Consider the following 18479-nt stretch of genomic DNA (forward strand, 5'->3'; position numbering starts at 1 on the left):
TGAAGAATGAGGGTGATGAGAATCTTTAAATTAATCGAATAATTGTTTGGAGTACCTCTCAGCTTCTAATCAGCTACCATCCACTCAACAGACTGCTGTTAAAATTGATTTATGTTCGATGATTTTACTGCTTTCAAAAAATCCTCCGGTGCTTTTGCAAATTGTAACTTTTCAAAATCCTTTTGAAACATATTTGCTTTTAGAAAAGGCAAGCTTTCTTCCAAGTCATTTTGTCTATACCCGATTACTTGATCTGTCAAAAAAGCAAAGCCAAAATCTGAATATAGTTTTATTGCTCGAAAGCTGGGTGGCTGTGTATGAAGATAGACGGGATAATCATTCACTGCAAAACTATTCATGACAATAGAAAGCAACGCTCTGCCTATGCCAAATCCTTCTTCTTTTTTCAGAACCTTAAACCAATGTATCGTAGTGATTTTCTCGTACGATTTCCATCCAAAGCATGTTGCGATAGGAGTATCGTTCTTATCACAGACAAATAAACACTTCTGGAAAAATAAGCTTTCTCTATCTGCATAGACATCATTAAAATAACTTTTCATAAAGCCATAATATTCTTTGGCGGACTTCGCGTCATCAAAAGGCATCTCTTTCCAAATATTTATCTCGTTTCTTCTACATGTTCTTACATGATACTCATTTGACAATTCAGTAAGGGCACTGGGATTCAGTGCTTTGCACATCATAAATAGGCTTTTATCGGCGATTTCTTTTTCCAAAATACAACCTCCTTTATCTGGATTTATTACTACGTACACTTTATTATGACATGAGGAATTTACCTTTTATATCATTGGAATTGGTACAACCAAGATGACTGATAATTAATAACTAGAGGGGAGCTTAACGACGGCTGTACCAGTTGTTTCATTTAGCAGTTGTTTCATTTCATGTAGCGATATTCCAGGAGATTCTTCAAATTTGAGATTTTCTGCAGCAGCTTCTCCCCGACATTGGTTTCCCTCACCAGCTTCCGCTCCAGTTCTTTGTCCACCAGCCTTTTTACAGACAATACGTCCGTTCCGTTACATAATACATCTTCTTTTGAATTAAATTTCTGATGGGCAACGAGCTGCATGCCAAAGGAATTATACAACAAGGTATATCCGGCGATGCCCGTTGTGGATTGATAGGCTTTGGAAAAACCGCCGTCAATGACAACCATTTTCCCGTTAGCTTTAACGGGGTTCTCTCCACGAATTTCTTTAACTGGCGTGTGGCCGTTAATGATATGTCCATGATTCGGATTCATATCAAACTCCAGCATGATTTTCCGGCAGATCTCCTCATTTTCACGCAAATGGTAATAAGGGTTCTTTCTTTCTTTGTAGGTTTCTTTATCTTGGATAAAGTACCGTTCAAAGGTGGTCATTTCTCTCTTTCCAAAGAGCGAGGAACATTCCCCTGTCCAGATGTACCATACCATATCCGTAGCCAGATCATCCGTCTCTTCCGGATGCGCAAAGGCATAACGTAAATAATATTCAAAAACATCGAGCAGCTGACGGCCCGAATACGTCTTGTCTTCAATCTGCATTTCTTCCATGTTTCCTTCTTCATCCAAAGGAATACAGCCGTGAAATAACAAATTCCCGTTGTATTTTAAATAAAGGCTGCCCTTTTTCATAAGAAAATTCATGTGTCTGGCCAGCTTTTCGGAATGCTGAACGGAGAACAGCAGTTTTTCCATCACCTGCTGTTCTTCCTCCAGCAATTGTTCAGGCTGCTGCGGATTTACGGTTGCGAAACAGGTGTTTTCCAGCGGGTAAGTTTTTCCGCCGATCTTGATTTCAGTTTTGTCGTAATCGATCTGCTCAAGCAAAAGCCTTTTAGACATATTAAAGTATGAGCGTCTCTTGATAATCGGGATTTCAAGCTTAAACTGGATCATGGCAATGGCTTGATGAATTTTGGTAATCTGCAGGATTTCCTGCTCCGAACCGTTATGGTCGGTCTGCAGCTTCGGTCTAAAGGCCGGATTGTCATCATAGTATTTCTCCGCCAAGTTGAGCAGTGGGCGAAGATTGATTCCATATACGTCTTCGATGATGTCCATATTGTCGTATCTGGCGCAGATCCGGATAATATTCGCAAGGCAGACCAGGGAACCCGCATAGGCGCCTATCCACAGGACATCATGGTTCCCCCACTGAATGTCTACAGAATGGTAGTTGATCAGCGTATCCATAATTTTATCGGGGTCCGGTCCGCGGTCATAGATATCTCCGACCACATGAAGATGGTCAACCACCAGGCGCTGGGTCGTATAAGCAAGGCCGATAATGAGCTTGTCCGCCTGGCCCAAGGAAATAATTTGCCGGTATATTTCCTCATAATAAGGGTCCTTATTGTTGGTCGAATCCGTCTTGTATAGAAGCTCTTCTATAATATATACAAACTGCTCCGGCAGAGCTTTACGCAATTTCGCGCGCGTATATTTGGAAGAGGCATAAGAAATGAGCTTAAGCATTTGTTCAATCGTTTCTCTGTACCATCGGTTCAAGGCTTGTTTATTGCACAGGTCTCCTTTAACCAGCTGTATTTTTTCTTCCGGATAATAAACTAACGCAGTAAAATCATTGATTTCATGATCCGTCCAAACCTCACGGAACAAGGCTTTGATTTTCTCTTTTACGGTACCCGAACCGTTTCTTAGTACATGCTGAAAAGCCTGGAACTCCCCATGCAAATCACTGACAAAATGCTCAGTTCCCTTGGGAAGATTGGAGACCGCTTCAAGGTTGATGATTTCTGTTACAACTTTTTCTTCCGTATCATATTTCTGGGCCAATAAATCTAGAAACTGCGCATCCAAAACAGATGTCCCCCTTCAAGGAAATATGGTGATGTATAAGAGGTTTTTTTAATGGGACTAGCCGCGTACCTTTAAGCTTAGTGTAAACAGTAAAGGGAAAAACAATTAGGTTTCCGAGGTTCCCTTTGGTACTCTTACTAACAGCTATTATAACTGAAACTTCCCTCGTTATCCTGCCCGTTACTTCAATGAACTAAAAAGAGGAGCTGCCCGAAGCAAACTCCTCCACTATCGTAATCCGTTAGTTCAACAAAAAGCCCTGTACTGATACAAAGAATGAAAAAAGGAAGACAACAACCAGAAGCCAACCATATGTTTTTCGCTCTTTTTGAAATTCCTCTAACCCCATCACCAACATCATTAAACTCAAAAGTAATATCATAAGTGGTTGAAACTCAAAATTCTTTGTAATGAGTCCATAAGCAGCAATTATAACAATAACTGGTGATAAAACAAAACGTAATATCTTTAACAAAAAATACCCCCTTTTTTCTTATTGCACTTATCTGCCCTTTAGCTTGAGGCAGCTGCCGCCGGCAAACTGACCCATGATTCGTTGAACTAACGAACCCGTTAACTTAACGAAGTCGCTTTAATGTTGGCACTTAGTCTATTGGTTTTTTATTTCGTATTAATCGTTGCCATCTTCTTTTCATTATCCCAACTAACTGTTGCCCCTACAGCTTCACTTATGAATCTAAGATTCACATAAACAGTTCCTTCAGGAGAGTCAAACGGACCTTGAGTTAAAGTATATTCCTTTTCATTGACAGTTGCTTTAAAGCTCCCCAGAGTCATTTCAATTGTTAAATCATCTTCTCTTGCTGTGATATTCTTTGTTTTGGAATCCCAATTAACATTCATCTTTAAAGTTTCAAATAGTGGACGGAATGGCACCATCGTATTTCCATTTATCACAATCGGTTTTGCATCAAAGCTAAGGGGTTGTCCATCTACTATAACGGAACCGTTAACAGGAGGTGTTTCTGCATTAGCGATAGAAATTGAAAAACATGCAACAGCCGCCGTGATAACAAAAATTTTGATAAATAATTTTGATTTCAATATTCATCCTCCAATTTGTGGTTATTTGGTTATATAGATACTTCAATAAAATTGACGTTCCTATGCTCCTAAATTGTTGCATTTTCCAAAAACAAATTCGGTTTGCTTCATTGAATTTCATTAATAACCGGATGATTGTATGAAGTTAACCTGCCTATTTGCACGGAATAGGAAGCCGGTTATTTCGACTACCTCAATGTGATTTGTATTGAGCTATCGTACCCGTTAGCCATCCATGCCCCTCTCGGGGCACCACAGAGTAATGAAAATTTTGGTGCGGCGTTTTATACTACATTTACGGCTGGTGTGGAAGGTCGTTATGCTATGGTGTCACGAACCCATCCGTTAGTCTGACTACGACAATCACGGTGCACCACGGTATGTTTTGTCGCTACATAGTTATTAGGGCCTCGCTTATGCGGGGCTTTTTCTATTTTTATTTCGATATCCATAGAAATAGTTAGCATTAATGGCTAGGGCCTTATCTTGAACCACATCTAGATAATACGGACTGCTGAGATCATCGACCTGCTTCTCCAAATCTGCCACTCGCTGCTCCAGCGTTCGATTATCCGTGCCTTCACCGAAAGCAAGGCTTGATGTGACGAGTAATGAAATCGTCAAGACGGTCACCAAAAATTTCTTCTTCTTCAACAACATTCACTCCACCCGCCATTCTTATATGTTGGATTCGAACTGGCCAGTTCCAGTTCCTAACCAAGTATGCAATACCACCGAGAACTTGTTAATCCTGCAAAAGATTCTTTTATTTTGTCGAAATTGAGCGAAACGGCAGCGAAATCCATAAGAATTGCAAGTCAAATAAACAAGTTGCCAATCTGCGATTGAACTGAACGGGATATAGGTTCTGCCACCGATAGCGGCTACGGACTGCGCGGATTGGTAGGTTACGCCATTATGGATCATCTTGGCGCTCCCCATCACCAAGACCAACTTATCCGTGGCGGACGCCGGTTCCATGGGCTCGAGACCCTCCGCCACGCGAAAGCGCGTTTGCCGGCAGTTCATTTTGACTACATTGGCAAGCAAGACGATACACTACTTGTAATAGTTTATAAATACTGGAAAATATTTTTTTTGTATACCCCATACAAGGGGCAACAAATGAAGCACGAAAAAGCCGCTATCCGAAGATACCAGCTACAACTTGATTTTCCGATTAGGCAGATTCGAACGATTTCCGGCTTCAACGTACTGTCCGATTATCCCGTTCAAGTAATTCTATAGTTGAAATTAAAAAACAAGGTAAACGCCATTTGGCAGTAACCGTGTTTTCTGAAAAAGTAGCTGCCGCGCGGCAAGCTCCTCACTAACGTATCTTTTAGCTGTCCTGTAATTGTCCAAGAGGAGTATACTATATCATATTAACGCGAAGACGTGTTAAATTAGATGGACATAGAAACGGCTGTCGAGACACTCTCGACAGCCTGACAAGCAGAAACTGCTTGACTTTTACTTGTTTGAAAAAAAGTATGACCTCAATTTCGTTAGCGTCCTTTTATTACAGGCATTACATTCAGTCCGGGTCACTGCTCGCTCTGAAGATTCAGCTGTTTCCGGTACACGACCTTGGAAATCGCGATGCTGATTTCGTACAGCAAGAACAGCGGTACCGTTACAACCAGATCGGATAAAATATCCGGAGGCGTAATCGCAACAGCGACGATTAGGAGCAAGAAGTAAGCGAGTTTACGCGCTTTAGCAAGGCGATGCGGATTCAGAATGCCAAGACGGGTCAGAAACATAACGACCGCAGGCATTTCAAACAGCAAACCGAACGGCACGGTCATATGAATCATGAACGTAAAATACTTATCCGCTGTATACATCGCATTAAAATCAGCCGCTGCCATCTGATTCATGAAGGAGAGCACCATTGGAAATAGAATAAGATAACCGAAGCTGATGCCAATCATGAACAATAATGTCAATCCTGGAATGAACAAGAGAGTTGCTCGCCGAGCTTGCTCGGAAAGAGCCGGCTTCACAAACTTCCAGATTTGATAAGCGGCTATCGGGATCGTAACCGCGAGTGCAAACACGCCCGCTATCATAAAATAGACCCACATCACATCAGACGGTCCAAGAATAACCAGCTTCTTATCCATTCCGCGCACGAGCCATTGATAGATATCCCGCACATAGAGGAAGGAAGCAACCATTGCGACAAGAAACGCAAGCAAGGTTCGAATAAGCCTCTTCCGCATCTCTTCAAGGTGTTCCATTACATTCATCTGTTTATTGCTGTCCGTACCCATGCTACTTGCCAACCTCAATAGATGTCTTCGAAGACTCGGTATCGCTCTTTCCTTCATCAGCAGAATCGCCATTAACGAGTCCGCGCGTAGCACCTTTAAACTCATTTAGCGTTCTGCCGACAGCTCGTCCAAGCTCAGGAAGTTTGGACGGCCCGAATATAATAAGCGCTATCACCAATATCAAGACAAGACCGCCAATTCCAATGTTTCCAAACGGCATAACCATTCATCTCCTCAGACTATTATAGGTCAGCCACAGCTTTTTTGGATGCTGTGGCTGGCGGTTTTCTAATCGGGCTTAAATCCAGTGCGTTCTCTATACTGTGACCGCAGCATCGTAAATTTTCTGCAATCCCGGTTTGCCCTTTTCCATCAGGAAGGAAGCTCGGGTGAAAATCCCGGCGCCGGGACGGGTAACAAACGGAACAATCTGGTAATCCGCCTGAAAACTTTCATGCGTAGCGGTGCAGCGCACATAACCACGCTGGTTATTATAGAACTTGATATGCGGATTTTCCGCAAGTATGGCTTTTTGGGCATCGGTAATATCGACGCCGTCCCCTCCGGAGGTTATGGAAGTGCCGACAAATTCGGCTCCAAGGATCCCGGAATCCGGATTGTTGAAATCCGCCTTGATATCGCAAGCCCAGTTTGAGTGAACATCCCCGGTCAGGACAACAAGATTGGAAAGGTTCTTCTGTTTGGCGAAGCCTAGAATCCGGTCACGATTGGCGGAATAACCATCCCATCCGTCCATGCTGAACTCTTCCCCCTCTCCAATCAGGTAGTCCCTCTTACAGAAAAACACCTGCTGGGGAATAATGTTCCACTGCGCTTGCGATTGATTGAGCCCTGAAAGCAGCCATTGCTCCTGCTCTTCGCCCATAATCGAGCGTTCCATACTCGTGGATTCGGGTGTTGGGGGTTTGAGTCCGTCTCCACTCGCCTGATCATCACGGAATTGGCGGGTGTCCAGTACATGAACATTAGCCAGGTTACCGTAATTAAAATGTCTGTACAACTGCATGGTGAATCCGCTTGGCAGGGAAGCGCTTCTTAAAGGCATATTTTCATAATAGGCCTGGAATGCCGCAGCCTTGCGGGCCAGGAAAGGTTCGATCGGCTGATTGGCCTCAGGGATCAGACCGGCGTGATTGTTCTCGACTTCATGGTCGTCCATCGCAACTACCCAAGGGAACTTGGCGTGTGCGGCTTGCAAGTCGCTATCACTTTTGTACAACGCGTAGCGGTTGCGGTAATCGTCAAGTGTAATGATTTCGGGACCGTTATGGTACCGTGGGCTTGGAGTATTCTGGTTGGGGCCGGGCCCCTCATAAATGTAATCGCCCAGATGAAAGACGAGGTCCAATTCATCCGCCGCCATATGCCGGTAAGGGGTAAAGTATCCCGTTGGGTAGTTTTGGCAGGAAGCAAAAGCAAATGTCATTTTCGAAACGTGAGATCCGTATGCCGGCAGCGTTTTCGTCCGGCCTGTGGGACTGATTTCCTTTCCGGCTTGAAAGCGGTAGTAATAGACTTGGTTCGGTTTCAGTCCATCCACCTCGACATGCACAGAATGCCCGAGCTGGGCTCTGGCAAAGCCTGCTCCTTCACGCACGACCTTGCGGAATTTGTCGTCGATGGCCACTTCCCATTTGACAGGAACGTCGCTGCCTGTCATGCCTCCGCCATTCAGCGGGTCTGGTGCAAGCCGGGTCCACAGCACAACGCTATCCTGCCAAGGGTCACCGGACGCCACCCCTAAAGTAAATGGGTATGCTGAAAATTTCGGCGCTGCATCGACAAAACCCCCTTGAAGTGAAGCGGCGATCGTCAAACCAAGCGATGCGATTGCGACCTTTCCTGTTGCCTGGAGAAAATCGCGGCGATCCATCTTGCCTTCCCGAAAGCGTTGTTCCAGATCCTTGAATAATTTTTCCTTGCTCATTACATCGACCCCTTTTCATTTGTATTCAATCTTCTTCCCTTGTCCACTTCATCGACTCCTTGAATTAATAACGTTTATGATTTCAATTGTCTGCTTCAGAAATAAAGGTCACGCGTGTTGAACCTCTTTGGCGGTTTCTGCATGACGTATTTTGCCAATCTTTAGAACACGGTTCGGCTCCCGTCCATATCCTTTAATTTCTAACCTGTCTGGGTATACCCTGACTATTGAATACGCATTAGTCTTGGCGGTTTCTACCATACCTTTGAAGTTTACGAAATAGATTCCGTTCTGCTCCGCATAGTTGCCTTCATGATTATGACCATTGAAGTAGGCAACTACATTTCCGGAGGACTCCAGCACCTTGACCAGAGCTTCGTAATTCCAAGCGTTGTGAACATTCAGTGGAGCGATCGGGTGATGACCGATAACGATTACCTTTTCTCCAGCCTTGACAGACTTTGCAAGTATATCCTGCAGCCATATCATTTGAACCGAATCCACACCACCATTCCAAGTCTGGGCGTTGTCCGCTCCACTCCAGGTCAATACATCTAACACCGTCTTGGCCTGTTGGTGTTTCTCAGAATTTACAGGATTTGCGTATAAGCTGAGGTCATTCGTGTCAAGCACCACAAATCGCCAACCCTCATAGCTGAAATCATAATAAAAATTAGGCATGCCTAGCAGGTCGGCCACCTTTTTGGCATCCATTGCATAGTCATGATTTCCAAGCAAATGGTACTTTGGCCCTTTAACCTGATTGTAGACAGGTAGAATTTTTGAAAAACTGGAAGCGTTTTGGTCAATGATGTCGCCGAGATGGATGGTGAACGTGACATCGTTATCGTTGAAGGTTCTAACCGCTTCCGCAAGCTTGCCAAGTGAAGCCCGGTAATAACGTGTTGAACCGGACGGCGTATCGATATCGGCATATTGAGCGTCTGCCACGAGACCAAACTGAAAAATGAACTTCTTTTGGGAAAGAGTATTGGAATGATCGGGATCGTCTGAAGCTGCCAATACACTCCCAATCGGGTTCAACATGGATAAAGCGAAAGCAGCTCCAGCCAGCTTGGTTGTCTTTTGCAAAAAGGTACGGCGATCTATTTCTTGATCAAAGACAAAGACATTTTCAAGCTTTTGCTTTTTCTCTTCCTGTACTTCTCTATCATTTTTCATTTGTTCTCAACACTTCCTGTTCATCGTAGTTTCAAGATTCCCAGGACAAAAGAATAGAATATGCCATTTTAAGGGCTCCTCGCCTATTCCGATTAAGTTATCGATTCCTCCCTTTCAATTATTTTGGTCATAAAAAATCAAGGCGAGTACAAAACAGACGCCCCCCTCCTTCCATCTGGGTAATATGGCTATTCTTTCCTGAGTTGGCTTAATAATAACGTTTGTTTATTTGTACAATTTCAACTCAACTTGTAGATTTTGTAAATATATGCTCGAGTTGGTTTTCATTTTTCTTAGCATCTATCAATTTCTGCCTGCCCTTTGAACATATGCAAGGACCGATTACTTTTTCACAGAACATTTGTCATGAAATAATTGATAGATTTCTGAAACAATTGTTATAGAGAGGCATCTCCGAACAAAATATAATGAATTTAATACAACGTTGTATGTTTCCAATTGACAAGGAGGGCGGCAATTTTGAAAACGTTATCACTTTTGATCGTAACAATTGCTATGACATTGACTCTGGCGGCTTGCAGCAAAAGTGGCAACAAGCCGGTAGACCAGCCTTCAGCGACATCGGACGGCTCGGCGGTAGACGCGGACAACACGGCCTGGGATCCCTACACCCCTTATAAGGAAACCGTTTCCTTTACGAAGGGGGTCATCAAAGGCTCGGAAAACTTCCCGGAAGGCGACGATTTCGCCAACAATGACTTCACCCGTTACGTCAAAGATCAGATGAACATTGAAACGAAGATCGCCTGGGAAGTGGATGCAAACAATTACTCTCAGAAGATCGCACTTTCGATCGCCTCGCAGAATATTCCCGACATGATGGTGGTGGATCGAAAAATATTCAAGCAGCTCATCGACAACGACCTGATTTGGGATATGACGAAAGCGTACAACACCAGCATTTCTCCATTTCTGAAGGAGCAATACGATACCTACGGCGACCGTCTGTTCGATGAAGTGACGGTAGACGGCAAGCTGATGGGCATACCGGCGACGAATATCGGCTATTGTCAAAATGTGCTCTGGATCCGCAAGGACTGGCTGGACAAATTGCATCTCGACGCTCCCAGGACGCTGGACGACGTCATCAATGTCGCCAAACAATTCGTAGAGCAGGATCCCGGGGGCAACGGGCCGGGCAAAACGATCGGCCTGTCCGCGGCAGGCAACGTTTACAGTGGCTACAATTCAAGGTTCGGCCTTGATACGATCTTCTCCGTTTTCGGCGCTTATCCCGGTTCCTGGGTGAACGTGGACGGCAAGCCGGTTTACGGCTCGGTGATGGACGGCATGAAGCCGGCCCTGTCGCTGATGCGCGATCTGTACGTGCAAGGCATTCTGGACAAAGAATTCGCTATCCGCAAAGACAGCGATCGCGACGCCCTGCTCGCTTCCGGACAGCTTGGCATGTATTTCGGTGTCTGGTGGCCGGCGGGCGGGCAGACCGATGCGGTCAAGAACAATCCCGACGCGGACTGGATTGCGGTCTCCGCACCCGTCAACAACGAAGGGAAGCTGACGACAATCGAGAACGATCCACTGGCTGGCATAGTTGTCGTAAGCAAGAAGTTCGCTCATCCGGAAGCGATCGTGAAGGCGCTTAACGCCGGCTACGACAGTCTACGGGGCAACGGCGAGGCCGGCGCTGCATCCTATAAGCAATGGAACGAGCATTCGCCTGGCATGGGCTGGGGTACGATGTTGATTCCGATTGCTGTCGATTATCATAATTCTATCGGTATATTGCTGGCCGATTTGAACAAGGCGCTTAAAGCGGATGATCCCAGCCTCATTTCGCTCAAAGGCTTCGAGGGCGCCTTCGAACGGATCAAGGCAAATAGGGAACAGCCGAAGAAGGATATTAACGCCTATATGGAAGAGCAGGCGCGCATTGTCGGCACGACGGCTGCGGTTGACGGTAACCTGGAAGTTATACCAGCGGCATTTTTCGGCCAAACGGAGACAATGGCAACCAAATGGTCCAACCTTCAGAAGATGGAAACTGAAATGCTGATCAAAATTATTATGGGCGAGCGGCCGGTCGAGGATTTTGACAGCTTTGTCGATCAATGGTACACAGCGGGCGGCCGGGAAATTACAAACGAGGTCGCCTCCGAGATGAAGCCATAGGGAATGACCGAAGGAGGACCGTTATGACGAGACCGAATCGAAAAGCAAGAAATACTGAGGTGCTCAACTACCATTTGATGGTGCTTCCCGGAGTCGTCCTGCTGATCATCTTCAGCATCATTCCCTTGTTCGGGCTTGTTATCGCCTTTCAAAATTATATTCCCGCCAAGGGCATACTCGGTTCGAGGTGGGTCGGTCTGGATAATATCCGGTACATGTTTCAAATTCCCGACGGCATCCGCGTATTGAGCAATACCAGCATTATCGCCGCGGCGAAAATCGTGGCTGGCATTATCGTTCCCGTGGGCTTCGCGCTGCTGCTTAACGAGGTGCGGAACCGCACATATAAGAAAACGATTCAAACTATTGTCTATATGCCGCATTTTCTGTCTTGGGTCATTGTGGGGAGCATCTTCGTCTCGATGTTTTCGATGGACGGCGTCATCAATTCGGCTGTTGCCGCATTCGGCGCCGAGCCAGTTATGTTCATGGCCAGCAACTTCTGGTTCCGCCCCATTCTTGTGGCGACGGACGTCTGGAAGGAATTCGGCTACGGCGCGATTATTTATCTGGCGGCCCTGACCGCCGTCGATGCGAACCTGTACGAGGCTGCCGCCATGGACGGCGCCTCGCGTTTCAGGCAGCTAATCCATATTACGCTGCCCGCGCTTGTTCCCACCGTTATTCTGATGTCGGCACTCAGTCTTGGGAACATATTGAACGCCGGCTTCGACCAGGTATTCAATATGTACAACCCGCTCGTCTATGAGACCAGTGATATTATCGACACGTACGTCTACCGGATGGGACTGGTCGATATGCAGTTCAGCCTCGGTACGGCCGTCGGTTTAATGAAGTCGGTCGTCAGCTTCGTACTGATCTCCGTATCCTATTTTCTGGCAAACAGATTCGCTGGCTATAAAATCTTCTGAGGACAAGGGGGCCGTTCATATGGTGCATTCGGAATCGCTGTCAGAGAAGCTGATGAACGCCGTCGTCTATATCGTGCTGACGATTGTAACGGTGGCTTGCCTCTTCCCGATCGTTCATACGATAGCCGTTTCGTTCTCGGACAAAGCGGCGGCCGTTGCAGGCATGGTTACGGTCTGGCCGGTCCGGTTTACGACTGCCTCCTATCATGCCATACTGGAGGACGAGCAGTTCTTTCGCTCGTTTGGCGTCTCAATCTTCCGGGTTTTGCTTGGAGGAAGCATCAATCTCATCCTGAGCATACTGATGGCTTATCCATTATCCAGAAGCAAGCGGTATTTTCCGCAGCGCAACCTTTATATCTGGTTTCTGGTGTTTGTCATGCTGTTTAATGGCGGCATCATTCCGAATTATTTGCTCATCGACAAGCTGAATATGCTGGACACGATCTGGGCGCTTGTTCTGCCTGGCGCCGTGCCGGTGTTCAGCGTCATTATCCTGATGAATTTCTTCAAAGGATTGCCCGGCGAGCTGGAAGAAGCGGGCCGCATCGATGGCGCCGGCCCATGGAACATGATGATGAAGATTTTCGTTCCGTTGGCCGCGCCTTCGATCGCCACAATTACGCTGTTTTCCATCGTGGGGCATTGGAACGCCTTTTTCGACGGGATCATTTATATCAACACGTCGGCCAATTTGCCACTCCAGTCGTATATGCAGCAGCTCGTTGTCGAGCTCAGGGAAACGAGTATGCTGTCGATGGAAGAGCTGCAGCGCATGAACGAAATTTCCAACAAAACGTTTAATGCCGCCAAGGTGTTCGTGTCCATAATCCCGATCCTGCTCGTCTATCCGTTCCTGCAAAAATATTTTGTTACTGGCCTTGTGATGGGTGCTGTAAAAGGGTAGCATTCCCCGTCCGACCTGCCGGTCCAGCACCGTACCGCTTGCGGTATGCGCAAAGCCGGCTGGAACGGGAAAGCACGACGCGACGTTGGACGCTGCCCGCTATCTGTTTCATTTTTACAACAACCTTTAGCTACAAAAAAAATGCAACTGCCGCGAAATTGCAGTACGCTGGTCTTGAGCGGATTTCGTCATTTTCTCCCGCTGTATGAAAGCGACTTCATTTTTGATTATGAAGTTAAACTATTTTCACAAGGGAGGATGTCTATGTATCGTGTTCTGGTTGTGGACGATGAATGGACGGAACGGGAAGGACTGGCATTTCTGATTAAGCAGCAGGAGCTTTGCTTCGAGATTGACAAGGCGTGCAACGGGCTGGAAGCGTTTGAGCTGCTGCAGCGGTGGCCGGCGGATGTCCTCATTACGGACATTCAAATGCCGCTGATGAATGGGCTGGAGCTGTCGGAGAGAATAAAGGAATTGTACCCGCAAATGATCATCCTGATTTCCAGCGCATACGACGAATTCGAATATATGCACAGAGCGATCAAGGTGAAGGTTGAGGATTATATTTTGAAGCCAGTCGACGTCAATCAATTTGTACCCATCATTTCCCGTGTACGCTCGAAGCTGGACGAACGGAGCCGGGAGCGCGAAAATCGGCGCAAGCTGTTCGAAGATTATAACGGCGCATCCTTCTTCATAAAAGAGAAGCTGATGCTGCAGCTGCTAGACGATATCCCCCCTTCACAGCGATTCAATGATTCCGATACAGGAAAAAGCGAGAAAAAAGCGATTTCCCAGGCTGTTGCCTTAATCGAAAATCATTACTGCGAAGAAATCGGCCTGGAATGGGTTGCTGGGCGAATTTACCTCTCCCCCGGCTATTTAAGCGGTCTGTTTAAGAAGGAAACCGGCAAAAGCATTATCCAATACATCACACTTTGCCGCATGGAGAATGCGAAGAAGCTGCTTCTGGAGACGAATATGAAGATTGTCGACGTATGCCAGAAGGTCGGCTATAACAACGCCTCCTATTTCACGCTGATCTTTCGCAAATATTTTGGTGTTACGCCCAATCATATGAGAGAAAAAGGGGAACGGGCATGAATCCGTTTGTTCGTTTCTTCCTTAATCTCCGCTTCAAAAACAAATTGCTGCTGTCCTACCTCGTCGTTGTGCTCATTCCGGTCGTGACCTGGGTCATCTATTCGTTTATCCAGACGAATCGATTTATTATCGATCAGTCAGAAACAACCTTCCAGAATATTTCGGTCACGACCCGAAGCAATTTGGAGCAAAAGCTAAAAAAAATTGAAAACGCCTTCGAACTGATGACGTCGGACACGACGATGATGAGAATCATCAACGGGAAATACGCCAGTAATTACGATAAATATTATGATATCACCTTTAAATTCGATCCGATGGTCAACGCCTTGAAAATGATGAACAGCGAGATCTTGCAAATCAGCATTTTCACTAACGGCGATATTAAAAATGCCAGGGAAAACTTTATCGATCTGGAGGAATCGATCGATGAATTCGAATTTTTGTCCGTCGTCGATACGATTGATGCCGTCTGGATTTTCAAGGACGGCCATCTGAGCGTGGCGCAGCAGGTGCTGTCGCTGGACGAGCCGGGCCAGTCTGCCATCGTCTCTCTGGACATCGACGCGAACTATATACTCAGCAACAATGTTTCTTCCGAGCTGAAAAATTACGGAATGCTGATTATGGATAGCGACAATGACGTCGTCTATCGGGAAGACCGTCTGGAGCATCCTGTCGCAAACGGCCATGCCACGGTTGCAGAATTAGAGAAAATGAGCCAACGCAATGATGATTTCCTTCTCTTTCATGAAAAGGTAGATCCGGAAGGCTGGGAATTGTATATGTACACCGATACCCGCTCGTCGATGATCTCCTTCGGCAGCGCCTTCCGCTCCACCATAACGATTACCGTTGTTGTCGTTACGCTGATCTTTATCGTCATCATGCTGTTCTCCCGTACGTTCGTCAGGCGCATCGCACGGCTCAACCGTCTGCTTGCCGGAGTCGTATCGGGCGGATTCGAAGCGAGTATCGCTTCCGGCTACCGGGATGAGATCGGGGAGATGACCAATAATATCGGCGCGATGGTGAAGCAGACGAAACAATTGATTGACGAATTGCACGTCAGCCATGCGCAGCAGCGGGAAGCCGAAATCAAAGCGCTGCAATCACAGATCAATCCTCATTTTTTATATAATACGCTGTCAACAATCAACTGGAAGGCGATACAAAGCGGAAACGAGGATATTTCCAAAATAGCCGTCTCCCTCTCGGCTTTTTACCGTTCGACGTTAAACCGCGGGCACATGGTGACAACGGTCAAAAACGAGCTGGCCCATGTCCAGGCTTATCTCGATATCCAGTTAAGTTCGTCTCACCATTCTTTCGATGTAGCTTACACCATCGAAGACAAGATTCTGGAATATCACATGCCCAGCATCGTCCTGCAGCCCATCGTCGAGAATGCCATCGAGCACGGTCTCGCGTCCAGGATCAGCAAGGGTGACCGGGGCGCTATCCTTATCAACATTTACGAGCAGGGAAACGATATTTTGCTCGAGGTGATCGACAACGGCAGCGGCATGAGTGACGAAACCGTGAGTGATGTGCTGGTTAACGGCAAAAAGGGGTACGGCCTCCAAAATGTCGATCATCGGTTGAAACTGTTTTTTGACCGGCAATACGGTCTGACGTTCCATAGCTTGAAGCCATACGGCACAAAGGCTGTCATTCGCATTCCGAAATATGTCCATTTCTAGAGAGATGCGGCAAGCCCGGCACGCAAAGAAATCCAATCATAATCCGAATACGAAAGGAATGGATCATTATGAACCCTCTATTGGCAGGAAACTCACTGGACACGCTGTTCCAATTGAAAGATTGCAAGAGCAAAAGAATTTCAAGCCATGACAAATCGGGTGGGAACAAGGACTGGATCGATATCGCTCCAGGTGAAACGCGAATCTTCGCCGAAATTGATGAAACGGCCATCATTCGTCATCTATGGTGTACAGTAGGAACGAGTGATCCGCTGTATACACGGAAAACGGTTTTGCGAATGTATTGGGATGATGAAGCCGCTCCTAGTGTTGAGGCTCCCTTGGGTGATTTCTTTGGAATCGGTCACGGTCTGATTAAAAATTTCGTCTCCGAGCCGCTGATGATGAGCCCCCAAGGAGGTAAAGGATTTAATTGCTTTTTCCCGATGCCGTTTAAAACATCCGCGCGGCTGGAATTGACGAACGAATGCAAATCATCCGTCAGCCTCTACTTCTATGTGGATTACGAAACTTACGACGACCTGAGCGGAGATGTGGGGTACTTCCATGCCCAGTGGCGCAGAGAGCGGGACACGCAGGGCTGGGCTGATCCCGGCGTCAATATTCTTACCCGGAAAGCGAACAAGCCCGGTTATCCGGACTGGTTCCCCGAGGCGTGGCTGACGCCGAATCTGGACGGCAAGGACAATTACGTCATTCTGGAAGCGGTGGGCAGAGGCCATTATGTCGGCTGCAATTTGAATATAGACTGTACCGAAATGCAGGCTAATGACTGGTACGGTGAAGGGGACGACATGATCTTTATCGACGGCGATTCGTATCCCACCATTGTCGGCACAGGGACGGAAGACTATTTCAATACGGCATTCGGTCCCAGCGAGGAATATAACGCTCCCTGGCATGGCATCACGGTAAACCAGGGCGATGCCGAATGGCGCTGGAGGGGAAAAAACGCCATGTACCGGTTTCATATCAAAGATCCCATCCGCTTCTCCTCATCCATTCGCGTCACCATAGAGCATGGACATGCCAACAAGCTTTCCCATGATTATTCCAGCACGGCTTACTGGTATCAGACGGAGCCGCATAAGCCTTTCGCTACGTTCCCTCTCGCGGCACTACGACTTCCCAAAGATGCGGAAGATATGTGAGAAGAATTCAGGAATGTGAAATCCTTTGCAGACTGGTATAGGGACAATAAGCGGTAATTGCGGTTCCCGGCCTCAGCAGCTAATTTATTCGAAACGTCGGCAAGTATGTGGGTCAGTTTGATTCACGAACTTTGAGTCGTTCGAAGAAGTAAAGGAGCTGCCGCAGCAGCTCCTTCGTCAATATCTTTTAGCAAGCTATCGTGCTCGTTCGTGTATTATTCCTGTATTTTCGCTGATTCGTAATCATCTACTATTATATTAATAATTTTATATGATTCTTCTGCTATTGCCTTGCTTGTATTTTTATTACCATTGTAGGTTATTAAAGCCTTCCATAAAGCCCATCCTCTTGCTCTGTTCCAGGTTTCTTCATCCATCTTTAATACATTCTTGAATATCCTTCTACTATTAGCGTCAAAAAATGTCCATGCCATTGCCGCATCGCAAGCAGGGTCCCCTGCACCCAATATTCCGAAATCAATAACTGCACAGAGTTTCCCATCCTTAACCAGCAGATTTCCTGGTGCTATATCGCCATGAACCCAAACTGGAGCTGATTCCCATTTAGAATCTAATGCCAGTTGCCATATTTCGTTCAATACGTGTTCATTAAAAGTATCTCTATTATTCTCAATTGCATTTCCAGACTCTTCATCGTATACAGCTATAGCTCCACCTCTATAAAAATTATGCTTCCCGGCTAATGGACCTCCACTAGCATCAATAGATTGTAATTCAATTAAAAATGTCCCTAAGTCTCTGGCAAATTGATTTAAATCATTAATATTCTTTTGAGCTGCTGTCTCTCCCTCCAACCACTTGTTGACAGACCAAGGGTATGGATATTCTTCACTTGGATTACCCTTAGCTAAAGGTGCAGGAATGGGTAAAGAGAGTTTTTCAGATAATATTGGCAGCCATGTTTGTTCTTTCTCCACTTGAGGAACATAGGATACTGCACTTGGTAACCTTACACTCATATGTTCGCCTAAATGAAAAGTTCTATTATCATTACCGCTAACTTTTACAGGCCTGACATCTAAATCAGACCATTCTGGAAATTGTTCATTAATTAATTTTACAACCAAATCGACGTTTATATTATTCATTAAACACCTCTCAAACCACCCGAAATTTTATAAGAGTATAAAATTTTATGAAAAAAAAGACATCGTTCATACGTCTAATTAATTGAAG

The 18479-nt window shown here is 46.0% G+C and carries 16 protein-coding genes; 6 read left to right on the forward strand and 10 right to left on the reverse strand.

All coding sequences use genetic code 11. From position 1 onward, the window contains the following. Nucleotides 1-98: 98 nt before the first annotated feature. From AC0YNV_RS24505 to AC0YNV_RS24545, 9 genes are all read right to left on the reverse strand, one after another. Nucleotides 99-740 carry a GNAT family N-acetyltransferase gene (locus AC0YNV_RS24505; protein ID WP_475770367.1) on the reverse strand — a complete coding sequence of 214 codons (642 nt, stop codon included), beginning with the start codon at nt 738-740 and terminating at the stop codon, nt 99-101. 164 nt (nt 741-904) lie between these two features. Next, nucleotides 905-2836 (reverse strand): fructose-1,6-bisphosphatase, encoded by a 1932-nt coding sequence (locus AC0YNV_RS24510; protein ID WP_475770368.1) that lies wholly within the window; start codon nt 2834-2836, stop codon nt 905-907. Between the two features lie 241 nt (nt 2837-3077). Next, nucleotides 3078-3311 carry a DUF3953 domain-containing protein gene (locus AC0YNV_RS24515; RefSeq protein ID WP_475770369.1) on the reverse strand — a complete coding sequence of 78 codons (234 nt, stop codon included), beginning with the start codon at nt 3309-3311 and terminating at the stop codon, nt 3078-3080. Between the two features lie 146 nt (nt 3312-3457). Beyond that, nucleotides 3458-3901 (reverse strand): copper amine oxidase N-terminal domain-containing protein, encoded by a 444-nt coding sequence (locus AC0YNV_RS24520; protein ID WP_475770370.1) that lies wholly within the window; start codon nt 3899-3901, stop codon nt 3458-3460. Between the two features lie 414 nt (nt 3902-4315). Next, nucleotides 4316-4555, reverse strand: coding sequence for a hypothetical protein (locus AC0YNV_RS24525; protein ID WP_475770371.1), 240 nt, complete (start codon nt 4553-4555; stop codon nt 4316-4318). 893 nt (nt 4556-5448) lie between these two features. Further along, nucleotides 5449-6180 carry a twin-arginine translocase subunit TatC gene (gene tatC / locus AC0YNV_RS24530; RefSeq protein WP_475770372.1) on the reverse strand — a complete coding sequence of 244 codons (732 nt, stop codon included), beginning with the start codon at nt 6178-6180 and terminating at the stop codon, nt 5449-5451. A gap of 1 nt (nt 6181) precedes the next feature. Next, nucleotides 6182-6400 (reverse strand): twin-arginine translocase TatA/TatE family subunit, encoded by a 219-nt coding sequence (locus AC0YNV_RS24535; protein WP_475770373.1) that lies wholly within the window; start codon nt 6398-6400, stop codon nt 6182-6184. 96 nt (nt 6401-6496) lie between these two features. Beyond that, nucleotides 6497-8128 carry an alkaline phosphatase D family protein gene (locus AC0YNV_RS24540; protein ID WP_475770374.1) on the reverse strand — a complete coding sequence of 544 codons (1632 nt, stop codon included), beginning with the start codon at nt 8126-8128 and terminating at the stop codon, nt 6497-6499. A 108-nt stretch (nt 8129-8236) separates the two neighbouring features. Next, nucleotides 8237-9310, reverse strand: a complete 1074-nt coding sequence (locus AC0YNV_RS24545) for a metallophosphoesterase (RefSeq protein ID WP_475770375.1) — start codon at nt 9308-9310, stop codon at nt 8237-8239. Nucleotides 9311-9790: 480 nt separating this feature from the next. Here AC0YNV_RS24545 and AC0YNV_RS24550 point away from each other — a divergent pair, with 480 nt between their 5' ends. The 6 genes from AC0YNV_RS24550 (at nt 9791) to AC0YNV_RS24575 (ending at nt 17282) form a co-directional block, all read left to right on the forward strand. Then, nucleotides 9791-11461 carry a type 2 periplasmic-binding domain-containing protein gene (locus tag AC0YNV_RS24550; RefSeq protein ID WP_475770376.1) on the forward strand — a complete coding sequence of 557 codons (1671 nt, stop codon included), beginning with the start codon at nt 9791-9793 and terminating at the stop codon, nt 11459-11461. 23 nt (nt 11462-11484) lie between these two features. After that, nucleotides 11485-12393 (forward strand): ABC transporter permease, encoded by a 909-nt coding sequence (locus tag AC0YNV_RS24555; protein WP_475770377.1) that lies wholly within the window; start codon nt 11485-11487, stop codon nt 12391-12393. A 19-nt stretch (nt 12394-12412) separates the two neighbouring features. Beyond that, the gene (locus AC0YNV_RS24560) at nt 12413-13300 is read left to right on the forward strand and encodes a carbohydrate ABC transporter permease (RefSeq protein ID WP_475770378.1); all 888 of its coding nucleotides are present in this window, start codon (nt 12413-12415) and stop codon (nt 13298-13300) included. Nucleotides 13301-13564: 264 nt separating this feature from the next. Beyond that, nucleotides 13565-14407 (forward strand): response regulator transcription factor, encoded by an 843-nt coding sequence (locus tag AC0YNV_RS24565; protein WP_475770379.1) that lies wholly within the window; start codon nt 13565-13567, stop codon nt 14405-14407. Continuing rightward, nucleotides 14404-16110: a sensor histidine kinase gene (locus tag AC0YNV_RS24570; RefSeq protein WP_475770380.1), complete on the forward strand. Its 1707-nt coding sequence runs from the start codon at nt 14404-14406 to the stop codon at nt 16108-16110. The genes AC0YNV_RS24565 and AC0YNV_RS24570 overlap by 4 nt, the downstream gene beginning before the upstream one ends. 68 nt (nt 16111-16178) lie before the next feature. Further along, on the forward strand, nt 16179-17282 hold the full coding sequence (locus tag AC0YNV_RS24575; RefSeq protein ID WP_475770381.1) for a glycoside hydrolase family 172 protein: 1104 nt from the start codon (nt 16179-16181) through the stop codon (nt 17280-17282). Nucleotides 17283-17497: 215 nt separating this feature from the next. Here AC0YNV_RS24575 and AC0YNV_RS24580 read toward each other — a convergent pair whose 3' ends face one another. Continuing rightward, complete coding sequence (locus tag AC0YNV_RS24580; protein ID WP_475770382.1) at nt 17498-18391, reverse strand: aminoglycoside phosphotransferase family protein; 894 nt, start codon at nt 18389-18391, stop codon at nt 17498-17500. Nucleotides 18392-18479: the final 88 nt, after the last annotated feature.

The sequence above is a fragment of the Paenibacillus sp. JT31N11 genome (assembly GCF_056269285.1).